The following is a 24,478-nucleotide window of genomic DNA, read 5'->3' as shown; positions in this document are numbered from 1 at the left end:
GAGACCTCCTAATGAAGGCACGCGAATTCTGGTTGCTCTTCGCGCCGAGCCTCATCATCATGGCCGGGCTGCTGGTGGTTCCGCTCGTGCGCACCGTGCAGTGGAGCTTCGAAAGCGTCCGTTACGGCAGCCCGGGGACGTTCGTCGGACTGCAGAACTTCGCCGACGCGCTGACCGATCCGCGCTTCGGCAAGGCGGTGCTGTTCACCGTCACCGTCACCGTCGTCACGACCGTGATCCTGATCGTTCTCGGCTACCTCATCGCGACCGGGGTGAACCGCCTGTCGCTCTCGCGGCCGCTGGTGCTCGGCATCATGCTGGTGTCGTACGTGCTGCCGAACCTCGTGGGCGCCGTCGCCTACTCGTGGCTGTTCGACGACAACTTCGGCGGGGTGGTGAACCGCCTCATCGGGCTCATGGGCGGCACCCAGGTGCTCTGGTTCACCGACCAGGTGCCCAACGCCCTCCTCGTCATCTCGAACACCGTGTGGCACATGCTGCCGTTCGCGATGCTGATCATCCTCGCGGGACTCCAGGGCGTGCCGGTCGAGTTGCGCGAAGCCGCGCGGATCGACGGGGCCAACGCCGTGCAGACTCACCTGAGCGTGATCATCCCCACGCTCCGCGGGGTGCTGGGCTTCGTCACGCTGATCTCGATCATGGATGTGCTGCGCATGTTCGACAACCTGATCCCCCTGTCTCCCCAAGCCCAGGCGATCGGCAACGAGTCGATCATGCTCTACGTCTATTCCGTCGCCTTCGCGGACGGGGCCACGAACCTCGGCCTGGGAAGCGCGATCAACGTGCTGACCATACTGCTCATCCTGGTCATGCTCATCCCGTTCATCCGCGGCATCTTCAAGGAAGCGAGGGCCGAGCGATGACGCTCACCACCGGAGACCTCTCCACCCGCGCCATCACCACCGGCGACATCGACGGCAAGAACCCCCGGGGCCGCCGTCGACGGCTGAACCGTCCACCGGTCGTCACCGGTGCTCTGCTCGCGGTGCTCTGCGTGGTCATGCTGAGCCCGTTCATCTGGATGATGCTGTCGGTCACGAAGCCCACGAACGTCGCCTTCGCGAACCCACCGGTGCTGTGGGACTACCAGCCGACGGTGCAAGCCTTCGTCGACCTCTGGGAGACCACCTACTTCGCCGACTACCTCGTCAACACCCTCACGGTGGCGATCGTCTCCACCATCGTCGCCCTGATCATCGGCATCCCGGCGGCGTACGCCCTGTCACGGTTCCCGAGTTACGTCTCGGCGTTGCTGCTGGTGCTCGCGCTCATCTTCCGCGCGCTCCCGCGCTTCTCGGTGGTTCTGCCGATGTATGACATCAGCCGCGCCCTCGGCATCTACGACACCACCGTCGCCCTGGCCATCGCCCTGGTCGCGATCAACCAGCCGTTCACGATCTGGCTGCTGCGCAACTTCTTCGCCGAGATCCCGCGCGAGCTCGACGAGGCGGCCATGATCGACGGCTGCTCCCGCATCGGGATGTTGCGGCGCGTCATGATCCCCCTCATGGGTCCCGGCATCCTCACCGCCGGCATCTTCGTCTTCCTCTTCGCGTTCCAGGAGTACCTGACCGCCCTCGTGCTCACCGACTCGTCGTCGAAGACCGTGCCGGTGTTCATCGCGACGCAGCTCGGTCAGACGCTGCCCATGCTGCAGCAGGCGGGTGCGGCATCCATGCTCCTCACGATCCCGGTCGTGGTGATCGCGTTCGTGGCGCAGAAGTACCTCGTGGCGGGGTTGAGCGACGGTGCGGTGAAGGGCTGACGTGCAACCGTTGGTCCTGCTGGCGGGGATGAACTGCACGCGGGACCTCTGGACGCAGGGCGGTCTCGACGACGCACTGACCCCCGACCTCACCATCGACCACCTCGATCGCCAGATCGACCGGCTGCTCGACGAGTTGCCCCCGGTCTTCGTGATCGGGGGTCTGTCGCTGGGGGCGATCGTGGCGATGTCGCTCGTCGTGCGCGCCCCGCACCGGGTGGCCGGCCTGCTCGTGGCCGCCGCCAACGCGAAGGCCCCCACCGACGCGCAACGCTCCGCGTGGCGGGGCTGGGAGGACCGGCTCGCCGCCGGGGAGTCGCCCCGCGCGCTGCAGCGCGGCATCCTCCCCGCGCTGCTCTCGTCGCGGGCACGGGCCGAACGCCCCGACCTCGTCGAGCGCACGCTGCGCATGGGCGCGGACACGCCGGCCGACGCCCTCGGGGCGCAACTGCGCCTGCAGGCCACGCGCGTCGACCTGCGTCCCGCGCTCCGATCGGTGAACGTTCCCACGCTGGTGGTGTCGGGGGCCGAGGACGCGCTCTGTCCGCCGGCGTTTCACGAGGAGATCGCCGAGGCCGTGCCCGGCGCGCGGCTCGAGACCGTCGACGCCGGACATCTGATCCCGCTCGAGCGCCCCGACGCGTTCGGCGCGATCGTGCGCCGCTTCCGCACCGAGGTCAGTCGCGCGCGGAGCGCAGGTTGCGCAGGTGCCCCATGAGCGACGCCGCGAGGTTGTAGACCACGAGGCCCGCGCCGTCGGCGAAGGCGGCGGCCGCGGCGGCCGGGGAGCCCACGATGTCCATCCGCAGGGATCCGGCGGCGGCGACGGCCGCGTTCACCCGCACCGTCGCCTCGGCGACGGGGAGGTCGTGGGGCCCCGACGAGGCGGCGAGGTCAGCCGGGCCGATCATGATGCCGTCGAGGCCGGGGGTGCGAACGATCTCGTCGGCCGCCGCGATGCCCGCGGGCGACTCGATCATGCCGAGCACGAGGGTGTTGGACAGGTACCAGTCGCGGTGCGCGGCGGGATCGGTGAGGCCGAAGCGACCGGCCCTGCTGTACGTGGCGAAGCCGCGGGTGCCGACCGGCGGGTAGTGGCTGGCCGCGACGACGGCGGCTGCGGCCGCGGCGTCGTCGAGATGCGGCATGAGAACGCCCTCGGCCCCCTGATCGAGGACGCGCAGGATCATGCCGGCATCCCCCTCTCCGACGCGGACGAGCACGGGGATGCCGTGGACGGCGGCCACCGCGATGTGCTGGCGGAGAGCGACGACGTCGGCCGGGCCGTGTTCGGCATCGAGGAGGACGAAGTCGAAGGCCGAGACGGCGATCATCTCGACCAGCTCCTCGGCCGGCATCCGCAGGAGAGCACCGATGAGGCGTTCGCCCGCCAGGGCGCGCGCACGGAGCGAGACGGGACGGTCGTCGTCGGGCATCACGCGATCATCCCGGCGGAGAGGTCGACGTCGGCGCCGCACATTCCCGGCATCGCGAGCATCGCGACGACGGCCGAACCGACCTCGTCCTCCGTGACCATGCGGCCGAGGGCCGCGCGCGAGACGAAGGCCTCCTCGGCCTCCTCGACGGTGCGGCCGGAACGCTCGGCTTCGAGGCGGAAGTTGCGGGACATCCGGTCACCGGCGACAGGACCCGGCGACAGGCTGTTGACCGTCACGCCCGCGGGGCCCACCTCGAACGCGAGCGAGGCGGTGAGGCCGAGGATCGCCATCTTCGAGGCGGTGTACGGCGTGCGATGGGCCAGGGGGCGCTTGCCCGACACCGATGCGACATTGATGACGTCGCCCGCTCCGCGAGCGACCATGCCCGGCAGGAATGCTCGCGCCATGAGAAAGGTCCCGCGGACGTTGACGGCGAAGACCTCGTCCCACTCGCCGGCGGTGACGTCGGTCAGCGCGGCCACGGGGCCCGCGATCCCGGCGTTGTTGACCAGGATCGACACCTCTGCGCCCTCGAGGTGATCGGCCAGGCGCCGCACCGAGACCTCGTCGGCGACGTCGCAGGTGAGCGCACGGGCCCTCTCGCCGAGGCGCGCGACGACGGCGTCGAGCCGGGTGGCATCGCGGCCCACGATCACGACCTCGGCGCCGGCCGTGTGCAGGGCGGTGGCGATGGCGGCGCCCAGGCCGCTCCCGCCGCCCGTGACGAGGGCGATGCGGCCCCGAAGGTCGCTCATCGGGTCTCCGCCGCGCGGCTCTCCTCGATCCACGCGAACGAAGTGCCCGCGTGGCGCGCGGCGCGCGCGTCGCCCGAGCGCGCGTGCCCCTCGAACAGCTCGACGCGCGCGGCGCGGCCGCACACCTCGCCCAGCAGGGCGGAGGAGGCGGTGTCGGTGATCTCCTGGTACGTGATGGTGCGCAGGTACTTCCCTACCCAGAGACCGCCGGTGTAGCGCGCCGCCCCGAGGGTGGGGAGCACGTGATTGGTGCCGATGACCTTGTCACCGTACGAGACGCACGTGTTCTCGCCGAGGAAGAGGGCGCCGTAGTCGTGCATCTTCTCAAGGGCCGCGCGCGGTTCCTTCGTGAAGACCTGCACGTGCTCGAACGCGAAGGAGTCGGCTAGGGCGTACGCCTCGTCGAGGTCGTCGACGACGACGACCTGGCCCCAGTCGCGCCAGGCGGGCTCCGCGTAGTCGCGGGTCGACATGCCGGGAAGAAGCTGTTCGACGATCTCCATCACGCGCTCTCCCAGGGCGGTCGAGGTCGTGATGAGCACGGCGGGCGACTCGGGGCCGTGCTCGGCCTGCGAGAGCAGGTCGACCGCGGTGAGGAAGGGGTCGGCGTCGTCATCGGCGACGATGAGGATCTCGGTAGGGCCGGCGAAGAGGTCGATTCCCACCTCGCCGAAGAGCTGGCGCTTCGCCTCGGCGACGTAGGCGTTGCCGGGGCCGGCGATGAGGTTGACGGGGGCGATGGTCTCGGTGCCGACGGCCATCGCGGTGACCGCCTGCACGCCGCCGAGGATGTAGATCTCGTCGGCACCGGCCAGTTTCATGGCGGCGACGGTCGCGGCGGGGATCTCACCGCGGATGGGCGGGGTGCACGCGACGACGCGCTCCACGCCCGCCACCTTGGCCGTGATGATCGTCATGTGGGCGGAGGCCGTGAGGGGGTACTTCCCGCCGGGGATGTAGGCGCCGGCGGCCTGGACGGGCACGTGCTTCTGCCCGAGGTGGACGCCCGGCAGCGTCTCGACCTCGATGTCGACGAGGGAGTCGCGCTGGGCCTGGGCGAAGCGGCGCACTTGGTCCTGGACGAAGCGGATGTCGTCGATAACCTGCGGATCGAGGGTTGCCATGATCTCGACGATCTGATCGTCGTCGAGGCGGAACGGGCCGTCCCACCGGTCGAACTCGGCGGCGTACCGGCGGACGGCCTCGTCGCCGTTTCCGCGGATGTCGGCGATGATGCCGCTCACGCGGGCCGCGACGTCACTCTGCGCGGTGTCGGTGAACGACTTCGTCGGTGCGTTCTTGAGGTGGAGGGGCATCGTCGCATCCTTTGCTCTGCATACGTATGTTGCCATCATGACTGCGTATGCACAAGAGGTCAAGCTTTCGATAGACTGCGACCCGCAGCATCGCGTCGGCAGGGGGAGACATGGCCGTCACCAGCAGAGATGTGGCCCGACTCGCCGGAGTGTCGCAGCCCACCGTCTCGCGCGCCCTCCGCGACGACCCGCGGGTGTCCGACGAGACGAAGAAGCGCGTGCGCGACGCGGCCGACCTCCTCGGGTATGTCCCCAGCGAGGCGGGACGGGCGCTGTCGTCGGGGCGCACCCGTCGCATCGGACTCCTGGTCACCGACCTCGACAACCAGTTCTACGCGCACATCATCGCCCCCCTGCACCGTGAGCTCGACGCCCGCGGGTACCAGCTCGTGCTGCACACCGAGACGACCGACGAGTCGGTGGCCGAGCGGCTGATCGCGAACGGTCTCGACGGGGTGATCCTGGCGACGACGACCGTGGAGTCGGTCGTTCCGCTGCGCCTGCGCGACCGCGGGCTCCCCTTCGTCTACTTCAATCGCACGGCCGCCTACGTCGATGCGGATGCCACCGTCGTGGCGCCCGAAGCGGGATTCCAGGTCGCCGTCGATCGCGCGCTCGCGCTCGGCCATGAGCGCATGGGAGCCGTTCTGGGCCCGCAGAACACCAGCACCGGCCAGTCGCGCGAACGGGCCCTGCGTTCGGCCCTCGGGGCGCGGGGGATCTCGCTCGACGCCGCACGGGTGCGGTTCGGGCCGTTCGACACGGCATCCGGCGACGCGGCGACGGCCGAACTCCTGGCCCTCGACGAGCCGCCGACGTTGATCTTCTGCGGCAACGACGTCGTGGCCTACGGCGCGCTCAACGCGGCGCGGCGCGCGGGGGTCCGCGTGCCCGACGATGTCTCGATCATCGGCTTCGACGATCTGCCCGCGGCATCCTGGCCGATCATTCAGCTCTCCACGATCGCGTACGACTTCGTGCGGATGGCGCGGGAGGCCGGTCGCCTGATGGTCGAGCGCATCGAGGATCGCCCCGACGCCTTCGCGCACGTGGAGTTCGAGACGACGTTCATCGAGCGGCGCACGCTGGCGGCGGCGCTCTCGCGCTGACGGTCGTCGCCGCCGGCTCCGGCCGCGCGATCGGTCTCTTCGCGGACTGTCCCGATCCCTTGCGTCGTCGTTGTGCATACGCATACACTGCCAACATCGTCCCCGTCGCGCCCGTATCGGCGCCCCAGCCCAAGGAGAACCGAGTGCCCCTCGACCCCGTCGCCTACCAGCCGTACGCGGACCCCGACGACTTCATCCGCGAGGTGACCGACCTCATCTGGGTGGACCGGTCGATCAGCTTCATCCGCGAGAACTACGAGCCCGACTCGATCGTGCACGGGGCGTACGGCACCTCGAACACCCGCGACGAGGTCATCGAGGGAACGCTCATGCGTATCTCGGCCACGCCCGATCGCACGGGGCAGGCCGAGGACGTCATCTGGGAGGCGCGCGGCGACGACGCGTTCCTCAGCTCGCACCTCGTTCTCTCGGGTCACCTGCAGTCCTCGAACTACAGCCGCACCATCGCGAACTGCCTCTACCGCCGGGGGCGCATGGTCGAGGAGTGGGTCGTCCGCGACACCCTCGCCGGTGCGCTGATCCTGCAGAGCGACCTCGATGAGCTCGCCCGTGCGCAGGCGTTCCGCGGCTACACCGGCACCTGGACCGAGCCCGCGCCCGCGGACCCGGTCGCGGTCGGCGACTCGGGCCCCCGCCCCGACGACCACCGTTCCGAGGTGGAGCGCGTCATCGAGATGATCCAGACCGTTTGGAACGACCGCGACCTGCAGAAGGTCGACACGTTCTTCCACCGCGACCTCGTGCTGCTCACGGTGGGCAATCGTCTCGTCATCCGGCCCGAAGGCTACCGACGGGCGCTGCTGCGCTTCCTCGAGTCGTTCCCCGCGGGACGGTTCGAGATCCGCGACATCCAGACCAACTACGACGTGCGGTACGCCGGCCTTCGCGTCGCGGTCACGTGGAAGTTCGTCGGCGACTACAACGGCGTCGCCAACTACGGCCCGCTCACGGGGCGCCCGGTCGACGTGCTCGGTATCTCGCAGTTCACCTTCCATCAGGGTGCGCTCGTCAAGGAAGTGCGGCTGTGGGATGACATCGCCCTGCGGGCGCAGATCGCCGGAACGCGGGGCGACGAGCCCTTCGCCCTCGGAAACATCTACTGAATCAACGGAGGAAGAACATCATGAGTACCGATCGTCTGAGCCACGACACCGTCGTCGACGGGGCCGAGATCGAACGCCGCACCATTCGCAAGAGCGACTGGGCGCCGCACCGCGCCGCCTTCATCGACTGCCGGACGCCCGGCTCCGACCGCAAGGAGAACTACGCGTTCATCGGTGGCGGGGTCTCGCAGAACGCCGGCCAGATCATCAACCTCACCGAGGAGCACGGCTTCAACACCGGCGCCGCCGGCATGCCCAACGGCATCTCGAACAACCTGCACCTGCACTTCACGGCCGAGGTCTTCGTGAACCTCGGCGGCGAGTTCCGCCTGCGCTGGGGTATCGACGGCACCCAGGGCGAGTACGTCAGCACCGACGGCGACATCATCTCGATCCCGACGTGGATCTTCCGCGGCTTCACGAACGAGGGCCCCGACGACGGCATCCTCTGGACCGTCCTCGGTCGCGACGTCACCGGCGGCATCATCTGGGGCCCCTCGGTGCTCAAGGAGGCGGAGTCGTACGGTCTGCACCTGACCGCCGACAACCAGCTCATCGACACCGTCGCCGGCGATGAACTGCCCGATGATGTCGCCCTCATCACGCCCATCCAGCAGAAGTACGTCGACGAGCTGACCACCTACAGCGTCGAGCAGATGCGCGGGCGGGTCATCCAGCCCGGTGACCGGGTCTACAGCTCGAACGCGCTGCTGTGCGCGAGCCTGCCGGGCGGAGCCGCCGAGCTCAGTCTCGCGATCGGCTACGGCATGACCGAGGACCGCCGCCAGGTTCCCCGTATCCACGAGCCGCACTCCTTCAACATGGCGTGGGTGCGCGCGGCCGCCGACGAGGGCCTCCTCCGTCACCGCCACGACAAGAACCAGGCGCTGCTGGTGAAGAGCGGCCGCTGGGCGGTCACCCTGAACGGCGACCCGGCCACCACCGTCGAACTCTCGCCCTCCGACTCGTTCTCGGTGCCGGCCGGCGCCTGGCGCGCGTTCCGGTGCATCGAGACGGGGGAGTCGGGTGCCGGTGAGTTGCTCGTCGTGAACTCCGGCGACGACCGCGTGTACCTCGAGTGGGCCCCCGAGGTCGTCGACGCCGCCCGCGACGCCGACTGGATGATCGACCCCAACGGCTACCTCGCCCCCGTGGGCGTCATGGTCACCGCGACGGAAGACGACTGATCACGGAGCGCGAACTCCGGGTCGCCGCGACCTCTCCCCCCGTGCGGGTCGGAGAGGTCGCGGCGAACCTCGTCGCCGTGCGCGAGTCGCTGGCCGACGCCGCGGCGGCCGGGGCGGCGCTCATCGTCGCGCCCGAGCTCGCGATCAGCGGGTACGTCTTCGCCGCGGCCGCCGAGGCGCGGGCGTCGTCGCTGCACCGCGACGATCCGCGGTGGGCCGAGCTCGCCGCCGTGCTCCCCGAGGGCGTCGTGGCCGTCGTCGGCTACGCAGAGGTGGCGGCGGGCGAGCTGTACAACACGGCCGCGGTGCTGACCCGCGACGCCCGTCTCGGCGATTACCGCAAGGCGCACCTGTGGGGCGAGGAGTCGCTGTTCTTCACGCGCGGTGACACGGCGGGCGCCGTCTTCGACACCCCGGTCGGGCGTCTCGGCGTCGCCCTCTGCTACGACAACGAGTTCCCCGAGGTGCCGCGTCGGCTCGCGCTCGCCGGCGCCGAGGTCCTGGCGCTGCCGGTGTGCTGGCCCCTCGTGCCGCGGCCCGCGGGCGAACACGCCCCCGAGACCATCCAGGCGATGGCCGCCGCCCGGTCCTCACGCCTCGCAACGATCGTCGCCGACCGCCACGGGGCCGAGCGCGGCGTCGCGTGGACGGGTGGGACCGCGATCATCGACGACGACGGATGGATCGCGAACAGCCCGACGGGCGGCGCGGGCATCGTGGTCGAGACGCTGCGGGTACGGCATCCGTCCGACAAATCCCTGCCGCCGCACAACGATCTCTTCGGGGACCGGCGGCCGGAGCTCTACTTCTGACGCCCTACTCCACGGCCGCGCGCCCGGGATGGGCGTCCAGCTTCGCCCGGAGCATCTGCTGGGCGAGGTCGGCCATGCGCCGCGCCCCGGGTGAGAGGTACGCCCCCTCGCGCTGCGCGAGGGCGATCGTGTCGTACAGCGGTTCGGCGAACGGCGTGAGCGTGATGCCGGTGGGGAAGCCCGCCGACTCGGCGATCGTGCGCGACACGATCGTGTCGGCGGCACCGGCCGCGACCAACCCGAGCGCGGTCTCGACGTTCTCGACCTCGATCGCCGGGTCGATCGTGCGTCCCTCGAGGCGCGCGCGTTCGCGCAGTTGCCGCCGCGTCGGGTCGCTCCATCCGGCGTAGGCGTCGTAGAGCACGAGCTTCGCGTCGGCGAGCTGCGTCGTCGTGACCGGCTTCGTCGGCGCATCGGTGCGCCCCGAGGCGTAGAGCACCTCGTCGCGGAAGAGCGGGGTGATCGTCAGCCCCGTCTCATCGACCGGTAGCACCAAGAGTCCCGCCTCGATCTCGCCGGCGGCGATCGAGCGCGCCACCAGCGCCGAGTTGATCCCCACCAACCGCACGGTGACCCCCGGATGCCGCTGGTGGAAGCGCTGCACGAGGTCGGAGAGGTCGTAGTACGCGGCGTTTCGGAGCACCCCGAACGTGCACGTGCCGCCCTCGAGCGCGTTGCGGGCGCGCATGGTGTCGATGCCGCTCCGGATCGCCGCGACGGCCTGCTCGGCATGCTCGCGCAGGGCGAGGGCCGACTCGGTGGGAGCGAGCCGGCGACCGCCGCGGGTGAACAGCCGCACGCCCAGTTCGCGTTCCAGCCGGGCCACGNGACTCGGTGGGAGCGAGCCGGCGCCCGCCGCGGGTGAACAGCCGCACGCCCAGTTCGCGTTCCAGCCGGGCCACGAGCTCCGAGACCGAGGCCTGCGTGGTGTCGAGCTCGACGGCGGCGGCGGGGAACGACCCGGTCTCGAGGGCCGCGAGGAAGGCCGTCAGCTGGGTGATCGTCACAATCCAATGGTAAAGCCTATGGCATCCATCGTTCCTATCGTTCTTGTGGGGGAGGATGCCGAGACCCTAGCGTTCCCGTATGCAGTTCACGCCCGCGCTTCTGGAGCGCCTCAACGGTTCCTTCCACCACCTCAAGACCCCGCTGATCGATGCGCCCGCGGCCCAGCGGGATCCCGCCGTGATCGAGACGGTGTCGGCAATGCTGTCCGACATCCAGAGCCGCGGTCTCGACGCCGTGCTCGACTACGCCCGCTCGCTCGACCGCTACGCCGGCGGCGACATCGAACTGTCGGAGGAGCAGATCACGACCAGCGGTGACCGCCTCGCGCCCGATCTGCGCGCGGCCATCGAGCTGGGCTCGGAGCGCACGCGCGCCTTCGCCGCCGAGCAGCGGAGCCACCTCACGGACTTCGAGACCGAACTGCTCCCCGGTCTCGTCACGGGGGCGCGATACGTCCCCGTCTCGCGCGTCGGCGCCTACCTGCCCGCCGGACGCTTCCCCCTCACCGCCAGCGCCTTCATGACCGTCGGCGTCGCCAAGGCGGCGGGCGTTCCCACCGTGATCGCCTGCACCCCGCCGCAGCCCGACGGCGGGGCGAACGACGCGGTCGTCTACGCCGCCCACCTGTCCGGCGTCGACCGCGTCTTCGTGCTCGGGGGCGTGCAGGCGCTCGCCGCGATGGCCTTCGGGCTGCTCGGCGACCTGCCCGTCGACATGCTCGTCGGCGCCGGCAACGCGTACGTCGCCGAGGCCAAGCGGCAGCTCTTCGGCACCGTGGCCATCGACCTGCTCGCCGGCCCCTCCGAGGTGGCGGTGCTCTCCGACGACAGCGCCGACCCCGAGATCGTCGCCGCCGACCTGCTCGGGCAGGCCGAGCACGGCCCGAACTCCCCGGCCGCGCTCGTCACCACCTCCGACGCGCACGGACGCGCGGTCATCGCCGCCGTCGAACGTCAGCTCAGCACCCTGGCGACCGAGCCCATCGCCGGTCCCGCCTGGCGCGACTCCGGCACGGTCACGGTCGCCGCCGACCGCGAGACCGCGGTCGTGCTGATGGACGACCTCGCCCCCGAGCACCTGGAGGTCATCTCGACCGACGACGCCTGGTACCACGACCGCCTCCGCAACTACGGGTCGATCTTCCTCGGGCCCTGGAGCACGGTCGCCTACTCCGACAAGGGCATGGCCGGCACCAATCACGTGCTGCCGACGGCCGGTGGCGCCAAGCACAGCGCGGGGCTCTCGGTCTCGCGCTTCGTGAGGCCGCTCACCTACCAGCGCATCACCCGCGAGGCGACCCCGCAGCTGGCCGAGGCGGTACAGGTGATCTCCGACTCCGAGGGCATGGCCGCGCACAGCGCCACCGCGACGATGCGCCTGGCGACCTACGCCGACTGACGCGCTCGGGACGCGGTCGTTGTCGGGGGCGCATCGGCGGACCTCCCGGATCCCGCGGTGGGAGGAGACGTCAGCCGATGCGTCGCACCGCCGCGTCAGCCGGCGGCGGTGCGGTGCTCTCGCGCACGACGAGCTGCGGGCGCTCCGACGAGAAGCGGCGCCCGGTCTCGCCGGCGATCTCGTTGAGCAGCAGTTGCAGGCCGCGGCGGCCGAGGCCCGCGAAGTCCTGATCGACCGTGGTCAGCGGCGGCGTCCAGAGCGCCGCGAGAGGGTGGTCGTCGAAACCGGCGACCGAGATGTCGTCGGGCACACGCCGACCGGCGGCGACGATCCCGCGGATCACGCCCATGGCGATCTCGTCGTTGCCGCAGAACACGGCGGTGACCGAGGGATCCTCGGCGAGCCGCCGACCGATCTCGATCCCGGACCGCGGGTCCCAGGTCGCGTCGCTGAGCGCGGGGATGACCGCACCGCGACGTTTGAGGGCTCGTCGCCACCCGGTCGTGCGCCCGTCTTCGCGGCGCGACGGCGGCACGCGCACGTGGTGCACGGTGGCGTGCCCCAGATCGAGCAGGTGGTCGGTGAGCTCTTCGGCCGCGCGCGACTCGTCGAGCACCGCCTGCCGCAGACCCGACTCGCGCACCCCCGACAGCGCGACCAGCGGCAACGACACCGGGATGCGGTGCAGGGCGGCGACACCGGGCGGGTCGAACTTAAGCACGCAGACGCCCGCGAGCGGCTGGGCCAGAGTGGCGGCGATCGCCCGGTCGATCTCGCCCTCGTCGGTGCTCTCGACGACGGTGATCATGACCGTGTAGTCCTCGGCGCGGGCGGCCTCTTCGATACCGCGGATCGTCTCGGCGTAGCCGTACTGCGACGTGTCTCCGGCGATGACCGCGATGACCTGGGCCTTGCGCGACGCCAGCACCCGGGCGGCGGCACTGGGGCGGAAGTCGAGGGCCGCGATGGCCGCCTCGACGGCCTCGCGCTTCGACGTGCTCACCTTCGCCGCGCCCGTGAGCACCCGCGAGACCGTGGGAGCTGATCGTGCGCGGGTGGGACCCGGGATGCCGATCCACTCCACCACGGGGCCGGCGATCGCGCGACGGGCCGGATCGCCCGCGGCGGTGTCACTCCAGAATGAACGCGCGCCCGTTGATGAACAGGGTGTCGGGCTCGGAGGCATCCATCTGGAAGACGGCACTGCTCTCGAAATCGGCCTGCTCCCAGGCGACCAGTCCCATCGGCGCGACGGCGGAGGTGACGAGCAGCCCTCTGGCGAGGACGGAGAGCATCTGACGACGAGTCATCGGGAATCCTTCTCTAAGCCGTCGACGCCGACGGCTCCTTCGCGGGTTCGGAGGAACCCTGGTCGGTGGGTCTGGGTGAGATCTCATCTACGCTAGCCCCGCTTTGTTCTCGGTAACAAGTGGTTTTCCTGAGAGACGACAAGTGGGCCCCGGCCGAAGCCGGGGCCCACCCTCCTCACCCACCGGTGAGGCGCATCAGACCTCAGCCGCAGCTGCGCGTGCATGGTGTCGGACAGCTCCGTCATGACGGGGGAGCCGTTGCCCGCGTCCAGTCCGTCGAGTTCTTCGACTTCCAGACGCAGAACTCCTTGCCACCCAGCCGGGGAAGCCGTCGGACGTTGCGTAGATGGAGTACGTGTCGCCGAACACCGCGATGTTCGGGTCGGTTGTACACCCGGACGTTGTCGTAGCAGCCCCGGAAGTACTCATCCGTGCCGTAGAGCGACCTGCCGAGGTATCCCGCGAGGTTGGTGCCGAGCTCGCTCACCGACGCGTTCGGGGCGAGATTCTCACCGACCTTCACCCCGTCGATGTATATGCGCAGCGTCTTGCCGTCGTAGACGAGGTCGTACTTGTGCCACTGACCACTGGAGATGCTGGCGGTGACGTCGGACTCCGCCTGCCACGTCGCCTTCGTGATGGCGGTACGGGCCTCGGGCGGAGCCGATCTCCACCGAGGTGGAGCGTGCGGATCGCGACGCCGATGAAGGATTGCCCCGCGCGAGTGGTACCGCTAACGTGAGCACCACAATCGGCATCCGTCGTCTCGTCCGACGGGAGCGCACGAACGTTTTTCGAGGTCGTCCTTCCCGGGGGCGACCCACGCGTCGCCGCGGTGACGCAGCACCCCACCGCTTCGCTTCGGTCCCCACCGTCGAAGCTGCGCGTACAGCGCCAAGAGAAAGGTCTCGAAGATGAGATCACAGGTCACTCGCCCTCCCCGAGCCGCTCGTTCGCGTCGCGTGTCGAAGGCGCTGGTTGCGTCTCTGACCGGCGTGCTCGTCGTCTCGACGATGAGCATGGTCGCGCCCGCCGCTCACGCCGCCGATGTGCCGGCGCCCACCGCGCACTACGACATGTCGCACTCGGGCACGTCGCTTCTCGACGTGTCGGGCAACAACCGCAACGCCTCGCTCACCGGGTTCACCGACGCGTCGTTCGCCGACGCCGAGGGCGATGCCGTGCTGCGCTTCAAGGCCGACGGCTACGCGGCGCTTCCGAAGGGCCTGGTCACCGGCAGCGACAACGACTTCACCGTCGAGTACACGGTCGCCGCGCAGTCGGCGGCGAACCACTTCGGCTGGGTCATCGGCGACGGCATCGGACCGTGGAACACCACGCAGCTCGGCAACCACATCTTCCTCAGCCCGCGCTCGGCGCAGGGCGGTTACACCGACCAGGCGCTCGCCGCCATCCGCGTCAAGAGCGGCAGCAGCAACGGCGAGACGCGCATGCCCGCCGGCGGCGGGCTCAACCCGGGGTTCACGACCCTGACGATGGTCGGCAGTGGCAACACGTTGACGCTGTACCGCGACGGCAGCGTCATCTCGACCCTCACGCACGCCAATTCGCTCAGCTCGATCATCCCCACGGGCACCGTGCTCGGCTACCTCGGCCGGTCGCTCTACCAGGGCGATTCGCTGCTGCGCGCCGACGTCACTGACGTCAAGTTCTGGGACGCGGCGCTCACCTCCGAGCAGGTCGGGTCGAGCATGCCCACGGCATCGCAGAAGTCGTCGACCACCTCGGCGCTCCTGCGCGGCGACGTCGCGACGAACATGCTGCGCTCGAACACCTCGCTCGACAGCGTCTCGAGCAACCTCAACCTCGCCGCGTCCGTGAACGGCGTCGCCTTGACCTGGGCGTCGTCCGACCCCGCCGTCGTGTCGACCACCGGTGTCGTCTCGCGATCGATCAGCGCCAACACCCCAGTGACCCTCATGGCGACGAGCTCGCTCGGCACCCTGACCTTCGACGTCACCGTCATCGCCCCCGACGTCGCCACCGATCTGGATGCCATCTCCCTGGCATCCCGCACGACCGAGAACCTGCCGCTGGCGACGAAGGGCTCCGTCAACGGCGCCGCGATCAGCTGGACCTCGTCGAACCCCGCCCTGGTCACCTCGACCTCGGCCGCGTACGTCACTCCGGCCGTCGGCGCCTCCGACCCGTACCGTCGCGGCGGTGTCGTCGCACGCCCCGCGTACGGCGCGGGAGACGCGAAGGTCACGCTGACGGCGACGGCCACCCTGAACGGGCAGTCCGCGCAGAAGACCTTCGACATCACGGTCGCCGAGAAGGGACGCTGGGCTCCGGATGCCGGATACGCAGCGGCGTACTTCAAATCCGACGGTGACGAGAAGATTTACCAGGCGGCGACGTCGGGCAACGACTTCTTCTCGTTCTCGCCGGTGAACTCGGGCCGGCCCGTCATCACCTCGACGACCGACACGAAGGGTCTTCGCGACCCGTACATCCTGCGGTCCAAGGACGGCGACAAGTACTACATGGTCGCCACCGACCTGTGCATCAGCTGCGGCACGGGCTGGGGCCCGGCGCAGTCGAACGGGTCGCTCAAGATCGAGGTCTGGGAATCGACTGACCTGGTCACCTGGGCCCGCACGAACGGCGCCAACGAGGGCATTACCATCAACCAGCCCGAGGCGGGCATGACCTGGGCGCCGGAGGCGTACTGGGACGACGCGCTGCAGTCGTACGTCGTGCACTTCTCGTCGCGTCTGTACAACAGCGCGGCCAAGACGAACACCGACAACCTGCACGCCCGCGTGTTCTCGGTGCTCACGCGCGACTTCAAAACCTTCACCTACCCACCCGCCGAGTGGCAGAACACCGGCTTCGCACGCATCGACTCGACCGTGCAGAAGATCGGCGACTACTACTACCGCTTCACCAAGAACGAGGAGGGCGGTGCGGCCGACGGCCTCGAGGCGGGCAAGGACATCTTCCTCGAGCGGTCGAAGGTGCTGACCGCGCCGACGACGAGGTCCGACTGGAACGCTGATCCCGAGACGACGTGGCAACTGACGGACACCAACATGACGCGCCTCGAGACGAACGAGGTGGGTGAGGGGCCGCAGATCGTCAAGCTCAACGAGGGTGACCCGAACAATGCCGGAGGCGACGGATACGCCTTCCTCGTCGACAACTTCGGTGCGGGCGGGTACCGCGCCTTCGTCACCACCGGCGCCGCGATCGCGAGCAGCTCGCAGAACGACCGCTTGTCACGTCGTGCCGACTGGAACGTCCGCCCGGTCGGCGGCCTGCCCGCCAGCCCACGCCACGGTTCGTTCGTGAGCGTGAACCAGTCGGTCCTCGCCGCCATGCGCGACTGGACATCGGTCAAGGCGGTCGCCTCGACCACGACGCTCACGAGCGAGGGGCGAACGGCCACCGCCGTCGTCGCCGCCGCCGACCGGGGCGACGTCGCGGGCACCGTGACCTTCTCGGGCGAAGGGTGGACGCAGACGGTGAAGCTGAACCAGCGATCCGCCTCCGTCGAGGTGCCGGCCACGGTGCGCTCGGTGACGGTTCGCTACGACGGGTACGCCGACGGCCGTGTCACCGCTTCGTCGTCCGAGGCGCTGTCACTGGGTCTCGACCTGTCCGCCGCCGTGGCGAACCGCTGTGTCGCCGGCAAGGTGACGCAGGTCGTCACGGTGATCAACGCCGACTCCGTCGCCGCCGATGTCACGGTCGCCGGTGCCTTCGGCAGCAAGAAGATGACCGTCGCGGCGGGCAAGACCGCGTCGGCGACGTTCTCGACGCGCGCGACATCGGTCGACGCCGGCACGATGTCGATCGACGCGGTCGCCAGCGGCACGAAGGCCCGCGTGACGACGCTCGCTGTGCCGACCCCCCGGGGCAGCTGCGGCTGATTCTGCGCCGCTGGCGGGTGGCCCGATTCGATCGGGTCGCCCGCGGGCGCCCGAGGCTTCCCGAGCAGTCCGCGAGTCGGGAGACCACCGCTGTGGCCAGAAGAGGGGTCACGGTTCGAACGCGCGCCCTCCGTCGCGGGACCCTTGATCTCGATTTCTCGACCGCCATCAAAACACTTGTCTTCGGACAGTGTTCTCGCTAACATTCAGGATGTCGCGGGGCGGAGGATGTCCCGGATCCTTCCCGTGACGACCGGAGCGTCCGGTGAGCTTGCTAGTCGTTCGACGTCGGTGTCGAACGAAGAATCGGAGTACACAATGAAGTTTTCCAAGGGTGCCGCGGCTCGTATCGCCGTGGCTGCTGCCGGTGGCCTGATGCTCGTGGGCACGGCTGGTGCCGCGTTCGCCGCCGAGGTCGGAGACCAGGACGTCGACGTCAACGTGCAGATCGCGCCTGTCGTGGGTCCGGGCAGCCTGAGCCTGACCGTCGCCGGCACGTCGTCCACGCTGACGGAGTCCCCGTCCGGCGACGCCCAGGTGCGCCAGTTCGACGGCGCCCTGCCAACCGTCACCGTCACCGACACCCGCGACGTCGCCGACATCCCGGCGGACCGATTCTGGTACGTGGTCGGTCAGGCCTCGGCCTTCACCGGCCCGGGCGGCGCCACCATCTCCCCCTCCCACCTCGGCTGGATCCCCAACATCGTCGATGGCGGTGACACCGGTCTCGTGGCCGAGGGTGAAGAAGTCAAGACCTCCGAGGACACCGGCGCCGATGCGGTCGGCCTCGTCGACAAGGAGCTGCTGTACACCGCACTCGAGTCGGCCGCCGTCAAGGGGGGCGGAGAGTCTTCGTGGACCGCCGACGCCGCCCTGGTGTTGAAGACCGATGCCGGTGTCACGCCGGGCGCGTACTCGTCGACGCTGACCCTGTCGCTGTTCGAGGACGCGGTCCCCCCGGAACAGCAGTAACTTGACGAACAGAGGGGCCGGGTCCTCGCTGGACTCGGCCCCGAACTTCGTGCACAGCGACACATGTCGACCGTCTTCAAAGAAACTCCGGGGTGGTGACTCGGCGTCATGTTCTGGAAAATCCCTCTTCTCGTGCGTGTGACGGCTGCCCTGGCCGCGCTCGTCGCTCCTGTTCTGCTTCTCCCCCTCGCCGCGCAGGCGGATGCTGGTGCCGACATCACATGGTCGGTCACCCCTGCCGATCAGTCGGGCCCGGACGACCGGGGTGTCATCGAGCAGCAGTTGGATCCCGGCGCTTCGCGCGAGGATTACCTGGCGGTGCGAAACCTGAGCCGAACCGAAGTGGTTTTCGCGCTCTCGGCGGCCGACGGCTACTACACGGCGAACGGACGGTTCACGATGTTGCCCTCCGACCGTGAGTCCGTCGGCGCGGGACTGTGGATCGATCTGCCCGACACGGTCACGGTCGGGCCGAACGCCACCGTCGTCGTCCCCTTCACGACTACCGTGCCCGAGGGGGCCATCCCGGGCGATCACGCTGCGGGTATCGCCGCGTCCGTCACCTCGGCGGGGACGGACGCGAGTGGCTCCGAGGTGGGCGTGGAGAGTCGCGTGGGCTTCCGGCTGATGACGCGTGTCACCGGAGACATCGTGCCGTCCTTCTCCGTGACGGGCGTTGACTCGGCGTACGACATGACGTGGAATCCGTTCCGTCCAGGCTCGGCCCGCACCACGTTCACGGTTTCGAACACCGGGAACGCCAGTCTGCAGCTGGGCGGGACCGTGGGGGCGGGCACGGGATCGGCGGTCTTCCCCGTCGAAGGAGCACCGCGCCAGGAACTGTTGCCGGGGGAGTCGCGCACGTTCGCGGTGGCAGTCAGCGACGTCTGGCCCACGGTCTTCGTCCCGGGATCCGTCGATCTCGCTCCCACGGCACGCGATCTCGGGCACAACCCCGTCGCCGTCTCGCCCGGGTCGGCATCTGCTCCGCTCTGGGCCATCCCCGTTCCGCAGGCGCTCGTTCTTCTCGGAATCGGGTTCATCGTCGCGGCGCTCTTCTGGAGACGTCGCCGTTTCGCGACCGCTCTCGACCGCGCGCGCGAAGAGGGACGCGCGGCGGCGAGCCACGGCGCAGCGTCGTCAGATCCTCCCGTAGGCGGCGCGGACGACGGGTTCGGCTCTCCGGTGCCGTCGTCCCCGACGCCCGAGGAGGTGTCCCGTCGCGCGCGCCGCCTGGGCTCGGGCGGGTCCTCCACAGGGAGTTCGTCATGATCCTCGCTCCCGCCGCGGCGTCCACGGGCGACGGCGGTGTGAACATCGATGTCGACATCACCCCCCTTCCCACGCCGATGCCGAGTCCTCCGGTTTCACCCACGCCCGTCGACGGCGTGCCGTCTCCGTCCCCCTCGGAGGTGCCCGACGTCGGGTGGCTGGCCCTCACGGGCGTCGAGCCGGTCTGGTGGCTCATCGGCGGTGCCGCGCTCCTCCTGATCGCCGGAGTCGTTCTGCTCGTGGCCCGTCGGCGCGCACGACCGTGATCCCCTCGCCTCGCTCTCTCGTTCCGTCTCGTCACCGTCGCGTCGAGCCGCACCCGAAAAAGCCGGCGCAATTCTGAGGGTCGCACAACAATCCCGGCGCACTCGGCGCGTAATATCTTTGTGATCGCTATCTCTCTCGATGGGCTCCGCGGTGCGCCGCCTTCTTCAGAGTGGTCGGCGGGCGCCATGATCACGACGTCGGGATCGGAAGAACACCATGCCCCAATCCTCGAGTCGCGGGTGGCAGCGGCCCAGCATCTATGACGTCGCCCGCCGCGCCGGTGTGTCGCATATGACGGTGTCCCGCGTCCTGAACGCCCACCCGAACATCCGGGAAACCACCCGCACGCGTGTGCTGCAGGCGATCGACGAGATGAACTACACGCCGAGTTCGATCGCTCGTGCCCTTGCCACTCGGCGTGCACGTCGCATCGGCGTGCTCATCGACGGCCCCGTTCAAAACGGTCCGAACAGCACCTTGCGCGCGCTCGAGATCGCCGCCCGCGAGGTGGGCTACGCCGTGAGTGCCTTCTCGATCGGCGACGACGACGCGTCGCAGATGGACTCCGGTGTCGTGGAACTCGTCACTCAGGGGGTCGATGCCCTCTGCGTCATCGCTCCGCGCGAGTCGTCTCTCGACCTGCTCCGCCAGCAAGCCACGGGACTGCCCACGATCGTCATCAAGGCCGAGGCGGACGAATCGTGGCACACGGTCGGCGTCGACCAGCGCGCGGGTGCCCGTCTCGCCGTCGATCACCTGGTGGGGCTCGGGCATCGCACCATCGCGCACCTGGCCGGCCCGTTGGACTGGCTCGACGCCCGTGAGCGTGTGCAGGGGTGGAGGAAGTCGTTGGCGGAGGCGGGCCTGCCGGAGGGGCCTTACGTCATCGGTGACTGGACCTCGGATTTCGGGTTCGAGTTCGGGCGGTCATTCGATCTGGGAGAGACGACCGCCGTCTTCGCCGCCAACGACCAGATCGCCCTCGGCGTCGTGCACGGGCTGCATAGTCGCGGGCTTCGGGTGCCGGATGACGTCAGCGTCGTCGGCTTCGACGATCTGTCGGATGCGCGCCATTTCCTCCCGCCGCTCACCACGGTGCGGCAGGACTTCGCGGCGCTCGGCAAGCTTGCGCTGCAGCAGATCATCGCTGCAATCGAAGGCGACATCGAGCCCAGCCATGACATGATCCAGCCGAACCTCATCGTCCGCGAATCGACGCAGGCGGTCACGCCGCGCTGAATCGGCGAACCGCGGCGGGGGATACGCGCACCCGTCACGTCGTGATCGATTCGTGATGTTCGGGGGCTGATTTCGCCGAAATCTCACTTGCATTCGCGATTGTTAGCGCACACACTGGACCTTGCAAGAGAGTGCTGCCACACAGCTGCACGACATTCCTCTCCAACCCGAATGCTGGAGAGATCTCAAGGAGGAGAACCTATGTCCATTTCGAAGCGCATGCGAGGCGTCGTCGGTCTGTTCGGTGCGGGTGCGGTTGTGCTCAGCCTGGCGGGCTGTGCCGGCGGTGCGGATGCAGGCAGCGACGCGAGCAGCGAAGGCGACGTCACGACCGTCGGTTTCGTCGCCGTCGGTCCCGAGGGTGGATGGCGCAACGCCAACGAGCAGGCCGTGAAGGACGCCTTCTCGGCGGACGCCGGCTTCGACCTCAAGTACGCCCCGGCCGCCAGCCCGAGCGACCAGAAGTCGCAGCTCGACGCCTTCACGACCTTCGTCAACGACGAGGTCGACGTCATCCTGCTGACGGCCACCGAGGCCTCGGGTTGGGATTCCGCCCTCGAGCTCGCGAAAGAGGCCGAGATCCCCGTCGTGCTCCTCGACCGTGGTGTCGACGCGTCCGACGACCTGTACGTCACGCGTATCGCCCCCGACAACAAGCAGGTCGCGGCATCGGTGGGCTCGTGGGCGGTCTCCGCCTTCCCGACCGGCGCGAACTACTTCGTCCTCGAGGGCGTCCCCGGCCTCTCGGTCGTCAACGAGCGCAACGAGGGCTTCGACTCCGAGGTCTCCAGCGCCACCGGCTTCACCAAGGTCGGCGCTCAGACCGCCAACTGGAAGACCGACGAAGGCAAGTCGGTCGTCGAGACCGTTCTGAAGGCCAACAACAACGACATCCAGTTCATTTTCGCTCAGAACGACGAAATGGGTATCGGTGCAGCTCAGGCCGTCTCCGCCGCGGGTCTGACCCCCGGCACCGACGTGAAGATTGCCACCATCGACGGCACCAAGGGTGCGCTCGAGGCCCTGTCCGCCGGTCAGCTGAGCTTCGTCGCCCAGTACAACCCGTTCTTCGGTGACACCGCCGTCGACGCTGCCAAGAAGGCCCTCGCCGGCGAGACGGTCGAAAAGACCATCATCGTCAAGAGCGCGACCTTCGACTCGCCCGCCGCGGCCGACACCGCGCTGTCCGAGGGCCTGGGCTTCTAAGCCCCGTCCCACCCGCTCGACAGCACCACTTCAGGAGTGGGGGCGGCCCGCCGGGCTGCCCCCGCTCCGCATTCCCCACCCGCTCCGTACCAGCGAGGAAGTTCGTCAGCGATGGCAGAATCCCTACCGATCGTCGAAGTCCGCGGCGCATCGATCACATTCCCCGGCGTCAAAGCCCTCGACGAAGTCAACTTCCGACTGCTGCCGGGAGAGGTCCACACCCTCATGGGTGAGAACGGGGCGGGAAAGTCCACCCTGATCAAGGCGCTGACCGGCGTCTACCAGATCGACTCCGGGTCGATCCTGATCTTCGGCGAGGAGCGGCGCCTCACAGGCACCGCCTCGGCGCAGGCGGCCGGCATCTCGACCGTCTACCAAGAGGTCAACCTCTGCACCAACCTCACCATCGGTGAGAACGTCATGCTGGGCCACGAGATCCGCGGGCCGTTCGGCATCAACTGGCGCGCCACGCACGCTCGCGCCAAGGAGGCGCTGACCGGTATGGGTCTCGGCCACCTCGACTCCCGTGCTCCGCTGTCGTCGATCTCGATCGCCCTGCAGCAGCTCGTCGCCATCAGCCGCGCGATGGTCACCGATTCGAAGGTGCTCATCCTCGACGAGCCGACCTCGAGCCTGGATGCCGCCGAGGTCGAGGTGCTCTTCACCGTCATGCGTCGCCTGCGCGACCAGGGCGTCGCCATCCTCTTCGTCTCGCACTTCCTCGATCAGGTGTACGCGATCAGCGACCGCATCACGGTGCTCCGTAACGGCGGTTTCGTGGGCGAGTACCTGACCCGCGACCTCGACCGCACCCAGCTCATCTCGAAGATGATCGGTAAGGACATCGAGACGCTGCGCGCCCTCGGCTCCAACCGGCAGGTCGACGCCCGTGACCGCAGCGAGACCCCCGTGTACGCCGCCGAGGGCATCGGTCGCGCCGGGGCGCTCTCCCCCACCGACATCGAGATCCACAAGGGCGAGGTGGTCGGCTTCGCCGGCCTGCTCGGCTCCGGTCGCACCGAACTCGCCCGCCTCATCGCCGGCGCCGACCGTTCCGACTCCGGCACCGTGCGCCTCAAGGGCAAGAAAGTCACCGTCAACTCGCCCGTCTCGGGCCTGGGCAACCACATCGCCTACTCGACCGAGAACCGTCGCGACGACGGCATCATCGGCGACCTGAGCATCCGCGAGAACATCATGCTCGCTCTGCAGGCGAAGCGTGGCTGGTTGCGTCGCATCCCCGCCAAAGAGGTCGACCAGCTGGTCTCGACCTACATGGAGCGGTTCAGCGTCCGGCCGAACGACCCCAACCGTCCGATCCGCCTGCTCTCGGGGGGAAACCAGCAGAAGGTCCTCCTCGGCCGCTGGCTGGCGACCGACCCCGAACTCCTGCTGCTCGACGAGCCCACGCGCGGCATCGATGTCGGCGCCAAGGCCGACATCCAAGAGACCGTCGCGGAGCTTGCCGAGGCGGGGATGAGCGTCGTCTTCATCTCGTCCGAGCTCGAAGAGGTCGTTCGCCTGTCCGAGCGCATCGTGATCATGAAGGACCACGAGAAGGTCGGCGAGATCGTCAACGGCCCCGACGTCACGGCGGAGCGCGTCGTGTCGATCATCGCGGCAGAAACCGAAGAAGAGGCGGAGGCCCAGACCGCGGCCCTCACCGAGGGAGAAACCCACTGATGTCCGTTCTCAAGTCGCTGCTGCGCACCCCGTGGTTCTGGGGCGTCATCGGTATCGTCCTGCTGCTGTCGCTCAACGTCATCAAGGATCCGACCTACCTCGCCGTCGGCATCAACCCGACGACCCAGCAGCTCTCGGGCAACCTGCTCGACATCCTGCGGATCTCGGCGCCGATCATCATGATCGCCCTCGGCATGACCTTCGTCATCGCCACCAAGGGCATCGACCTCTCGGTCGGCTCGATCATGGCCGTCGGTGGCGCCGCCGCCATGGAGCTGCTGCGGTCGCTCAACGCGTCGACGTCGATCGGTGCCATGTTCATGGCGATCGGCCTCGCCCTGCTGCTCGGCGCGGTGCTCGGTCTCGTGAACGGCCTGCTGGTCTCGGTCGTGGGTCTGCAGCCGTTCATCAGCACCCTCGTGATGATGCTCGCCGCTCGCGGTATCGCCCGCGTGATCACCGGTGGACAGAACACCAACTCGCAGAACCAGCCGTTCCAGCAGATCTCCAACGGCCAAGTGTTGGGCCTGCCGATCAGCTTCGTCGCGGCGATCGTCATCGTCGTCATCGTGGCCGTGATCATGCGCCGGACCGCTTTGGGACTCATGATCGAGTCGATCGGTGTGAACCCCGACGCGAGCCGCCTCGCCGGCATCCGTCCGCGCCCCATCCTGATCACGGTCTATGTGCTCTCGGGCA

Annotated in this window: 24 protein-coding genes; 16 read left to right on the top strand and 8 right to left on the bottom strand. The window is 69.0% G+C overall.

Annotated elements, in window-relative coordinates; all coding sequences use genetic code 11:
• Positions 1 to 11: 11 nt before the first annotated feature.
• From IFR11_RS13360 to IFR11_RS13350, 3 genes are read left to right on the top strand one after another with little or no spacing between them, the layout of a single operon-like run.
• Positions 12 to 884, top strand: a complete 873-nt coding sequence (locus IFR11_RS13360) for a carbohydrate ABC transporter permease (RefSeq protein WP_191916485.1) — start codon at positions 12 to 14, stop codon at positions 882 to 884.
• Positions 881 to 1,786, top strand: coding sequence for a carbohydrate ABC transporter permease (locus tag IFR11_RS13355; protein ID WP_191916484.1), 906 nt, complete (start codon positions 881 to 883; stop codon positions 1,784 to 1,786). The genes IFR11_RS13360 and IFR11_RS13355 overlap by 4 nt, the downstream gene beginning before the upstream one ends.
• Before the next feature lies 1 nt (position 1,787).
• Positions 1,788 to 2,504: an alpha/beta fold hydrolase gene (locus IFR11_RS13350; protein WP_191916483.1), complete on the top strand. Its 717-nt coding sequence runs from the start codon at positions 1,788 to 1,790 to the stop codon at positions 2,502 to 2,504.
• On the opposite strand, the gene IFR11_RS13345 is transcribed toward IFR11_RS13350, so the two are convergent.
• From IFR11_RS13345 to hisD (IFR11_RS13335), 3 genes are read right to left on the bottom strand one after another with little or no spacing between them, the layout of a single operon-like run.
• Positions 2,464 to 3,222, bottom strand: coding sequence for an HpcH/HpaI aldolase family protein (locus IFR11_RS13345; RefSeq protein ID WP_191916482.1), 759 nt, complete (start codon positions 3,220 to 3,222; stop codon positions 2,464 to 2,466). The genes IFR11_RS13350 and IFR11_RS13345 overlap by 41 nt on opposite strands.
• Positions 3,222 to 3,980 (bottom strand): SDR family NAD(P)-dependent oxidoreductase, encoded by a 759-nt coding sequence (locus IFR11_RS13340; protein WP_191916481.1) that lies wholly within the window; start codon positions 3,978 to 3,980, stop codon positions 3,222 to 3,224. The genes IFR11_RS13345 and IFR11_RS13340 overlap by 1 nt, the downstream gene beginning before the upstream one ends.
• Complete coding sequence (gene hisD / locus IFR11_RS13335; RefSeq protein ID WP_191916480.1) at positions 3,977 to 5,296, bottom strand: histidinol dehydrogenase; 1,320 nt, start codon at positions 5,294 to 5,296, stop codon at positions 3,977 to 3,979. The genes IFR11_RS13340 and hisD (IFR11_RS13335) overlap by 4 nt, the downstream gene beginning before the upstream one ends.
• Before the next feature lie 110 nt (positions 5,297 to 5,406).
• Here hisD (IFR11_RS13335) and IFR11_RS13330 point away from each other — a divergent pair, with 110 nt between their 5' ends.
• The 4 genes from IFR11_RS13330 (at position 5,407) to IFR11_RS13315 (ending at position 9,528) form a co-directional block, all read left to right on the top strand.
• Entirely contained in the window at positions 5,407 to 6,405 is a 999-nt protein-coding gene (locus IFR11_RS13330) for a LacI family DNA-binding transcriptional regulator (protein WP_191916479.1), read from the top strand.
• Positions 6,406 to 6,548: 143 nt separating this feature from the next.
• Positions 6,549 to 7,529, top strand: coding sequence for an ester cyclase (locus IFR11_RS16815; RefSeq protein ID WP_191916478.1), 981 nt, complete (start codon positions 6,549 to 6,551; stop codon positions 7,527 to 7,529).
• A gap of 20 nt (positions 7,530 to 7,549) precedes the next feature.
• Complete coding sequence (locus IFR11_RS13320; RefSeq protein WP_191916477.1) at positions 7,550 to 8,716, top strand: cupin domain-containing protein; 1,167 nt, start codon at positions 7,550 to 7,552, stop codon at positions 8,714 to 8,716.
• On the top strand, positions 8,608 to 9,528 hold the full coding sequence (locus IFR11_RS13315) for a nitrilase-related carbon-nitrogen hydrolase (protein ID WP_342030305.1): 921 nt from the start codon (positions 8,608 to 8,610) through the stop codon (positions 9,526 to 9,528). The genes IFR11_RS13320 and IFR11_RS13315 overlap by 109 nt, the downstream gene beginning before the upstream one ends.
• A gap of 4 nt (positions 9,529 to 9,532) precedes the next feature.
• On the opposite strand, the gene IFR11_RS16810 is transcribed toward IFR11_RS13315, so the two are convergent.
• Together IFR11_RS16810 and IFR11_RS13305 are read right to left on the bottom strand one after the other, a co-directional pair.
• Positions 9,533 to 10,216, bottom strand: a complete 684-nt coding sequence (locus IFR11_RS16810) for a LysR family transcriptional regulator substrate-binding protein (RefSeq protein ID WP_249405345.1) — start codon at positions 10,214 to 10,216, stop codon at positions 9,533 to 9,535.
• Positions 10,217 to 10,356: 140 nt separating this feature from the next.
• A partial coding sequence (locus tag IFR11_RS13305) for a LysR family transcriptional regulator (RefSeq protein WP_342030306.1) occupies positions 10,357 to 10,535 on the bottom strand: 179 nt, incomplete at its 3' end.
• Positions 10,536 to 10,614: 79 nt separating this feature from the next.
• Between IFR11_RS13305 and hisD (IFR11_RS13300) the strand changes: the two genes are divergently transcribed.
• On the top strand, positions 10,615 to 11,934 hold the full coding sequence (gene hisD / locus IFR11_RS13300; RefSeq protein ID WP_191916475.1) for a histidinol dehydrogenase: 1,320 nt from the start codon (positions 10,615 to 10,617) through the stop codon (positions 11,932 to 11,934).
• A 70-nt stretch (positions 11,935 to 12,004) separates the two neighbouring features.
• Here the strand turns inward: hisD (IFR11_RS13300) and IFR11_RS13295 are convergent, their stop codons facing one another.
• The 3 genes from IFR11_RS13295 to IFR11_RS16890 all read right to left on the bottom strand — a co-directional run bounded on the left by IFR11_RS13295 (position 12,005) and on the right by IFR11_RS16890 (position 13,884).
• Entirely contained in the window at positions 12,005 to 13,021 is a 1,017-nt protein-coding gene (locus tag IFR11_RS13295; RefSeq protein ID WP_342030304.1) for a LacI family DNA-binding transcriptional regulator, read from the bottom strand.
• Positions 13,022 to 13,064: 43 nt separating this feature from the next.
• Positions 13,065 to 13,244 (bottom strand): hypothetical protein, encoded by a 180-nt coding sequence (locus IFR11_RS13290; RefSeq protein ID WP_191916474.1) that lies wholly within the window; start codon positions 13,242 to 13,244, stop codon positions 13,065 to 13,067.
• A 241-nt stretch (positions 13,245 to 13,485) separates the two neighbouring features.
• Entirely contained in the window at positions 13,486 to 13,884 is a 399-nt protein-coding gene (locus IFR11_RS16890; RefSeq protein WP_441005401.1) for a LamG domain-containing protein, read from the bottom strand.
• A gap of 274 nt (positions 13,885 to 14,158) precedes the next feature.
• On the opposite strand from IFR11_RS16890, the gene IFR11_RS13280 reads away from it, so the two are divergent.
• The 8 genes from IFR11_RS13280 to IFR11_RS13245 form a co-directional block, all read left to right on the top strand.
• Positions 14,159 to 17,140 (top strand): immunoglobulin-like domain-containing protein, encoded by a 2,982-nt coding sequence (locus IFR11_RS13280; RefSeq protein ID WP_191916473.1) that lies wholly within the window; start codon positions 14,159 to 14,161, stop codon positions 17,138 to 17,140.
• A 318-nt stretch (positions 17,141 to 17,458) separates the two neighbouring features.
• Positions 17,459 to 18,112 carry a hypothetical protein gene (locus IFR11_RS13275; RefSeq protein WP_197978722.1) on the top strand — a complete coding sequence of 218 codons (654 nt, stop codon included), beginning with the start codon at positions 17,459 to 17,461 and terminating at the stop codon, positions 18,110 to 18,112.
• Between the two features lie 108 nt (positions 18,113 to 18,220).
• Positions 18,221 to 19,384 carry a hypothetical protein gene (locus IFR11_RS13270; protein ID WP_191916472.1) on the top strand — a complete coding sequence of 388 codons (1,164 nt, stop codon included), beginning with the start codon at positions 18,221 to 18,223 and terminating at the stop codon, positions 19,382 to 19,384.
• Positions 19,381 to 19,650 (top strand): LPXTG cell wall anchor domain-containing protein, encoded by a 270-nt coding sequence (locus IFR11_RS13265; RefSeq protein ID WP_191916471.1) that lies wholly within the window; start codon positions 19,381 to 19,383, stop codon positions 19,648 to 19,650. The genes IFR11_RS13270 and IFR11_RS13265 overlap by 4 nt, the downstream gene beginning before the upstream one ends.
• A gap of 217 nt (positions 19,651 to 19,867) precedes the next feature.
• Positions 19,868 to 20,890 (top strand): LacI family DNA-binding transcriptional regulator, encoded by a 1,023-nt coding sequence (locus IFR11_RS13260; RefSeq protein WP_191916470.1) that lies wholly within the window; start codon positions 19,868 to 19,870, stop codon positions 20,888 to 20,890.
• A 201-nt stretch (positions 20,891 to 21,091) separates the two neighbouring features.
• Positions 21,092 to 22,096, top strand: a complete 1,005-nt coding sequence (locus tag IFR11_RS13255; protein WP_191916469.1) for an ABC transporter substrate-binding protein — start codon at positions 21,092 to 21,094, stop codon at positions 22,094 to 22,096.
• Positions 22,097 to 22,207: 111 nt separating this feature from the next.
• Positions 22,208 to 23,779 (top strand): sugar ABC transporter ATP-binding protein, encoded by a 1,572-nt coding sequence (locus IFR11_RS13250; RefSeq protein ID WP_191916468.1) that lies wholly within the window; start codon positions 22,208 to 22,210, stop codon positions 23,777 to 23,779.
• Positions 23,779 to 24,478: ABC transporter permease (locus tag IFR11_RS13245; RefSeq protein ID WP_191916467.1), on the top strand; the 700-nt coding region annotated here is incomplete at its 3' end. The genes IFR11_RS13250 and IFR11_RS13245, both read left to right, overlap by 1 nt.

Source organism: Microbacterium sp. CFBP 8801 (assembly GCF_014839455.1).
Lineage (GTDB): Bacteria > Actinomycetota > Actinomycetes > Actinomycetales > Microbacteriaceae > Microbacterium.
This window is presented reverse-complemented; position numbering and strand designations above follow the sequence as displayed.